The sequence below is a fragment of the Acinetobacter sp. ANC 5414 genome (assembly GCF_013004295.1).
GTDB lineage: Bacteria > Pseudomonadota > Gammaproteobacteria > Pseudomonadales > Moraxellaceae > Acinetobacter.
Map to the genome: position 1 here is coordinate 233390 of NZ_JABERM010000030.1, position 6000 is coordinate 239389.

Below are 6000 nucleotides of genomic sequence, written 5' to 3' on the forward strand. Positions count from 1 at the left end.
CTCATTTTCTGCGTGGGTAGTCTTTTAGTTAGTACATCGTGCAAATAGGCATTTACCGAAACTGTAAGGTGTATTGTCTGGCTTGACCATTCCAACTTTATTCATTAAGCGAGTAATTGGACCATCTTTTAGAATCAGTTTGGTTCAAGCAGTCACAAATCAATAATTTCAAAGCATTCTATCAAATGCTGAGGCAAGTCTATTTAACAGCCTTCTGTAAACTGCCGTGTTATGAGCATTTAATCTGGACTGCTCCCATTATCCTAGACTCGCGATATCCTCATATTGGACTGCCACGCTCATAAATCTAATACCTGCTGAAATCTATTTTTAGTTTAGCTTTACGAATAGCTCATTGTTATTAAAAAATGATTATGAAAAAAGTCTAATGATTTAACCGTCCGTTTTACGGAGGCTAGGTTGTTTTAGTCTGTGCTTATCTTTGGTTGAAATTATGAATGTTCAACACACCCTAACAAAAAGCGTATTTATTTTGCAGCTTAGGTGGTAAAGGATTAAATAAAAATTAAAAGGAGAGAATAATGAAAATCATCATGGTCCATGGTATTAACCAGTCTGATAAGTATCCAGAAACGCTAAAAAAGATATGGATTGACGCATTTTTAGAAGGAATTTTTCAAGCGCAGATCCCTGATGTTCTAGGTAACGCAAAATTTGAATTGGTGTTTTACGGTGATCTCGTTAAAAAAATATATGCGAAAACCAGTTTCTTATAAATCGTTATTAGATTTACAAACCAGAGGCTTACATGCTTTTTTAGAAAATACTGGAGAGTTATGTTCCAATGAACAGCAAGTTCTCATTAATATCGCTGAACAAATTGAGGGAGAAGCCAATATCGGTTATCAAGATCAGTTATCCATTGATGCCATATCCAAAAACCTTAAAAGTATTTTATCTCCTACTGCATTAACGGATCGATTTGCTAAAGCAATTGTAAAAATTACCAGTCACTATCAAAAATTGCATACCTGGGTTCTCAAGCTCTTTGCTAAAGAAGCTAATCTGTTTTTACATAATGAACAATATCGAATGGAAATCAGGAAATTACTGTTGAGCAAAATCAAAGAAGAGGCCGATGAGGAAATTGTCTTGGTGGGGCATTCTTTAGGTAGTGTGGCATGTCTTGATGCACTGCAACATTTGGAATCCCAGTTTAAAATTGCCCGATTTGTCAGTTTAGGGTCGCCTTTAGGCATTCCCATTTTCTATAATTTTTTTGAACATCGAGATAAACCGGCGGCATTAATAGGAGACTAGATTAATTTCTATGCAGCTGATGATTTTGTTTCAGCTTATTTATTATCTAATCCTCCCTTCAATGTCAGCCCAGAAATCAAAAACTTAAGAGCAAATACTCAATATTTTCAACCCCACCATATTGTGGGTTATTTGGATGATGTACATGTAGGAAAAACAATTTTAGGAATTCCCTGAGTAATTGTTTTATCAGAGGAAAAAATGTTTTAGTTTCGACTGGCTTTGTTTTTAAATAATTAACTTTTTGATTTTATATTAAAATTGAAAATATTTTAAAAATATACACATTATAAATGTTTATACAACTAAGCCTTTGTAAGGTAAAACTTACAACCAGAGCTCCTCGGATTTTATCGAGGGCCTCTCATCCCTTAAATCAGAATGACCTATCTTATACTCTCGAATAACTCCATTTTTTAGCCATAATGTCTGACTTCAACTCACGCTCAGTGAATACATTAATACCGTATAGGAAAAGCTGAGCTCTGTAATCTGAGTATAAAAGGTGGGCACTACGATCTTGAGCTACATGAGAAAGATAAAACATGGACAACAGGAATGCTTATTAGACAATAAAATTAGTTGATTTTCGTTTGAAACTTTTTGTTAACTTAATTGTCTTTAAAGCAAACATAGTAAAGTTTATGAAGTATTCTTAAGGTCAACATATAATATTTTAAAAGCAAAACAGAAATTGCTTAAGTTTTTGAATTCTTGTTGGAGAAAGAGAACTATGAAGTTATAATCAGATGTATTTTAATTTAACATAATCTATATTATACGAAATCATTTTTATTAGAACCCATTTAAAGTGTCTATATTCTCACCAATAAAAATGTCTGGTCTATGATGCGCATCAACACCATGGGCTGGATATAAATTAGAGATGTTGATCACTATGTCTGACAAGGAAATACAACGTCTTGCCGTCCTGCAAGACGTTCGAGATCAACGTATTACACAAGTCCGTGCTGCTGAAATTCTGAATCTTTCAACCCGTCAAATTACCCGGTTATTACAGAAGCTCAATCAAGATGGTACTTCAGGTCTGATGCATGCCAGCCGTGGTCAACCGGGTCATCGTCGCCATGACGACCTGTTAAAATCAGAATGCCTTGCCATTATTTCTGAACATTTGCTTGGCTTTGGTCCTACATTGGCTCATGAGAAGCTCAGCAGTATGTTTGGCCTGCATATCCCGGTAGAAACGGTTCGTCGCTGGATGATGCCAATGAGCTCTGGATTCCTCTATCCAAGCGACTAAAACGTCCATATCAGCCTCGATACAACCGTGATTGCTTCGGTGAGTTGATCCAGATTGATGGCTCATATCATGACTGGTTTGAAGGACGAGCTGCCAAATGCTGCTTGCTGGTTTATATTGATGACGCCACTGGAAAGCTGTTACATCTGCGCTTTTGTGAGGCTGAAACGACCTTTGATTATATGCTTTCCACCCGAGCTTATATTGAGCAATATGGCAAGCCTCTAGCCTTTTACAGCGACAAACATTCGGTATTCAGAGTCAACCAGAAATCTAGGCAAGACAGCCAAATCACGCAATTTGGCCGGATTCTTAACGAGTTAAACATTGATATTATCTTCGCCAACTCACCGCAAGCCAAAGGTCGTGTTGAACACGCCAACAGGACAACACTTCAGGACCGTCTGATCAAGGAGATGCGGCTAGAAGACATCAGTTCGATTGCACAAGCCAATGCCTGGTTGCCCTGCTTCATTGAGCAGTTCAATCATAAGTTTGCCAAGTATGCGCGAAATTCGAAGAACTTACATCGTCCCATAACAGAGTCTGATGCTGAACTGGATGATATTTTTACCTGGCAGGAACCACGTAAGGTCACGAAGAACCTGACCATCTCTTATGACAAGTGTATTTATATGCTTGAGCCAAGAGCGCAGAATCATAAGCTTGTTGGGCAATATATTTCCTTTCTCGAGTACCCGGATGGTACTGTGACCCTCATGCATGAAGGACGAAAGCTCAACTACAGCATCTTCAATAAACTGGCTAGACTACAGCAGAATTAAGTGGTTGAGAATAAAAGATTAGGTGCTGTTCTTAACCATATTCAGCAACAGCATGAAGCGTTGGAAAAACAGAATAAACGTTCACGAACAAACAAAAATATGCCAAGTCGTAAAGCTCAGAAAGCTGTTATTGAACAAAGAAATTTAAATCCTGTGCTTGACTCTTATCGTTAAAAACAGGACATTTTAAATGGTTTATCGCATAGACATTTTAATTGGTGAATAACAGCTAATTTTTATTTCTTATAAATCATAGTTTTATGCTGATATGAAAAGCCCAAACACACCGTTCTGGGCTTTTTTTATGATTTATCACGTTACACGCTTACTATTTAATCAATATTCCACGATTTTAATAAGCCCAGGTGAACAGTCATTGCTCTCATTTTTACTCTTTTTTTAATGCTTTTTTATCTGGGCAGGATGCAATCAGCATGAATTGAGATCAGCAACGGAGTAACCACAATCCTTAGGGAAATATCTTTCAGCATTGGTGAGTTTGTTACTTGATGGTGAGGAAATCTCTAAAATTAACGCCTATAGTCAATTGCGTTGAGGAAAATTGGTATAGTGGTTCCAAGCTATCATTAAACATATGATCATGTTCGTAATAATTCCTCTAATACTGGCATTGATGTCATCTTTTACATATGCAGAATCTCCCCAAAAACTGCCACCACCAGTTCAATCTCAAGTGATCTCAATAAGCCCGGTCAAAAATTTAAGTTCTATGATCTTGGGGTTTGTGGCATTGCCAGTGGTTGTTGGGTACTATGGTTATAAGATCGCATTCCCAGATCGCTTGGGTATTAATTTGGATAAAACCGACTCGTATTTGGGTGAGGATAAAAATAAGAATAATGTTAGGGATGATGTTGAGCACTATATTAATCAGACATTTGTTCAACCAGAAGTGAAAGCTTTTGCGATGAATCATTATGCTCTCAATACTCAGCTTTATTCAGCGCAGAGCTATGATCAGGAAAAGGTCATGTTTAGCGAAATACTGAACTGCCACATTCGCTACAAGGAAAAGTATCCTGCCGAATCTGAAAAGCTAACCAAGTTCATGAACGCTTCAGACCATATTTTATTTAACACTCGCCATCGCAAGAAAATTAACGAGAAATATAAGGTCGGCATACGTACAGGCTCAACATTTTCGCTGGACACAGATGGCCACATTAATTGTGAAAAATACGCAAAATTTCCTGCTCCATGTCTCAAAAACAGCTATCCAATAGCCAATTTTGTTAAATAACCGTTTTGGCACTATTGCAAATAGGGATCTGAGTCGATGATATTCCCTTCAAAAAACCTTAGAGACCGAAAGGCACTGTTGCAAATAGCCACTGATGGTAAGCTAAAGACTGTTTTAGCTAAAGGTGCAGCACATGAATCCTTTCCATGGTTGGCATTTTCAGGGCGAAATCATTCTTTGGGCTGTACGCTGGTATTGTAAATATGGCATTAGCTATCGTGAACTTTAGGATTCAAATCCATGAAAACGGCTTATGCCACAATTAAAGGTATTGAAGTCATGCGTGCACTACGTAAAGGACAAGCTTCGTCATTTTATTATGGTCAGCCTCAGGGTGAAGTGTATCTAGTGAATAAGGTTTTTGGTCTTTAAGCACTTTTTAAAAGGAACATCATCAACTCAAATCTCTATTTGCAACAGCGCCTATAAATCTGGGCTCGCGAAAACTGATTCCCTCAGGCCAAGATAATCCGGCACTGTTGCAAATAACCACGAATGGTAAGCTGAAGACTGTTTTATTTAAAGGTGCAGCACATGAATCCTTTCCATGGTCGGCATTTTCAGGGTGAAATCATCCTTTGGGCTGTTCGCTGGTATTGTAAATATGGCATTAGCTATCGTGAACTTCAGGAAATGCTTGCCGAACGTGGTGTGAATGTTGATCACACTACTATTTACCGTTGGGTTCAACGTTATGCTCCTGAAATAGAAAAACGCTTACGCTGGTATTGGCGTAATCCTACAGATCTGAGCTCATGGCATATTGATGAAACTTATGTAAAAGTGAATGGACGATGGACTTATCTGTATCGTGCAGTCGATCAACGTGGCTATACCATTGATTTTTACCTTTCTTCTAGACGTAATACCAAATCAGCCTATTGTTTTCTGGGAAAATTTTTAAATAATGTGAAGAAGTGGCAAATTCCCCGGGTGGTCAACACGGATAAAGCACCCACATATGCAGGTGCTTTATCACGGTTAAAACGGGAAGGGAAATGTCCACCAGACCTTGAGCACAGGCAGGTTAAGTACAAAAACAACGTGATTGAATGTGATCATGGCAAGCTAAAGCGGATCATCAGGGCCACGTTAGGATTCAAATCCATGAAGACGGCTTATGCCACAATTAAAGGTATTGAAGTCATGCGTGCACTACGTAAAGGACAAGCTTCGTCATTTTATTATGGTCAACCTCAGGGTGAAGTGTATCTAATCAACAGGGTTTTCGGTCTTTAAGCACTTTTTAAAGGCAATATCATAGACTCAGATCCGTATTTGCAACAGTGCCTTCTGGATTTCATCGACCAGCCCACAACAAGACGAGAAAACAGGTCAATTACAATTGCAAGATACAGCCATCCCTCATGAGTACGAATATAAGTAATATCAGTGACCCACAGTTGGTT

General features: G+C 38.2%; 4 protein-coding genes and 4 pseudogenes. 7 read left to right on the top strand and 1 reads right to left on the bottom strand.

All coding sequences use genetic code 11. The features are described from left to right. Window positions 1-542 precede the first annotated feature (542 nt). The 7 genes and pseudogenes from HLH18_RS16135 (at window position 543) to HLH18_RS13755 (ending at window position 5830) form a co-directional block, all read left to right on the top strand. Window positions 543-737, top strand: coding sequence for a hypothetical protein (locus tag HLH18_RS16135; RefSeq protein ID WP_250852435.1), 195 nt, complete (start codon window positions 543-545; stop codon window positions 735-737). Beyond that, window positions 715-1281: a lipase family protein gene (locus tag HLH18_RS16140; protein ID WP_250852436.1), complete on the top strand. Its 567-nt coding sequence runs from the start codon at window positions 715-717 to the stop codon at window positions 1279-1281. Before HLH18_RS16135 ends, HLH18_RS16140 begins: the two co-directional genes overlap by 23 nt. A gap of 886 nt (window positions 1282-2167) precedes the next feature. Continuing rightward, window positions 2168-3504, top strand: a pseudogene (locus HLH18_RS13740) (ISNCY family transposase). Window positions 3505-3964: 460 nt separating this feature from the next. Beyond that, the gene (locus HLH18_RS13745; protein WP_171547274.1) at window positions 3965-4591 is read left to right on the top strand and encodes a hypothetical protein; all 627 of its coding nucleotides are present in this window, start codon (window positions 3965-3967) and stop codon (window positions 4589-4591) included. A gap of 133 nt (window positions 4592-4724) precedes the next feature. Then, window positions 4725-4817, top strand: a pseudogene (locus HLH18_RS16360) (IS6 family transposase); the annotation flags it as partial. Then, window positions 4814-4963 (top strand): annotated as a pseudogene (locus HLH18_RS16365) (IS6 family transposase); the annotation flags it as partial. The pseudogenes HLH18_RS16360 and HLH18_RS16365, both read left to right, overlap by 4 nt. Before the next feature lie 162 nt (window positions 4964-5125). Beyond that, window positions 5126-5830: an IS6 family transposase gene (locus tag HLH18_RS13755; protein WP_171547275.1), complete on the top strand. Its 705-nt coding sequence runs from the start codon at window positions 5126-5128 to the stop codon at window positions 5828-5830. Window positions 5831-5883: 53 nt separating this feature from the next. Here the strand turns inward: HLH18_RS13755 and HLH18_RS13760 are convergent. Continuing rightward, window positions 5884-6000 (bottom strand): annotated as a pseudogene (locus HLH18_RS13760) (DDE-type integrase/transposase/recombinase); the annotation flags it as partial.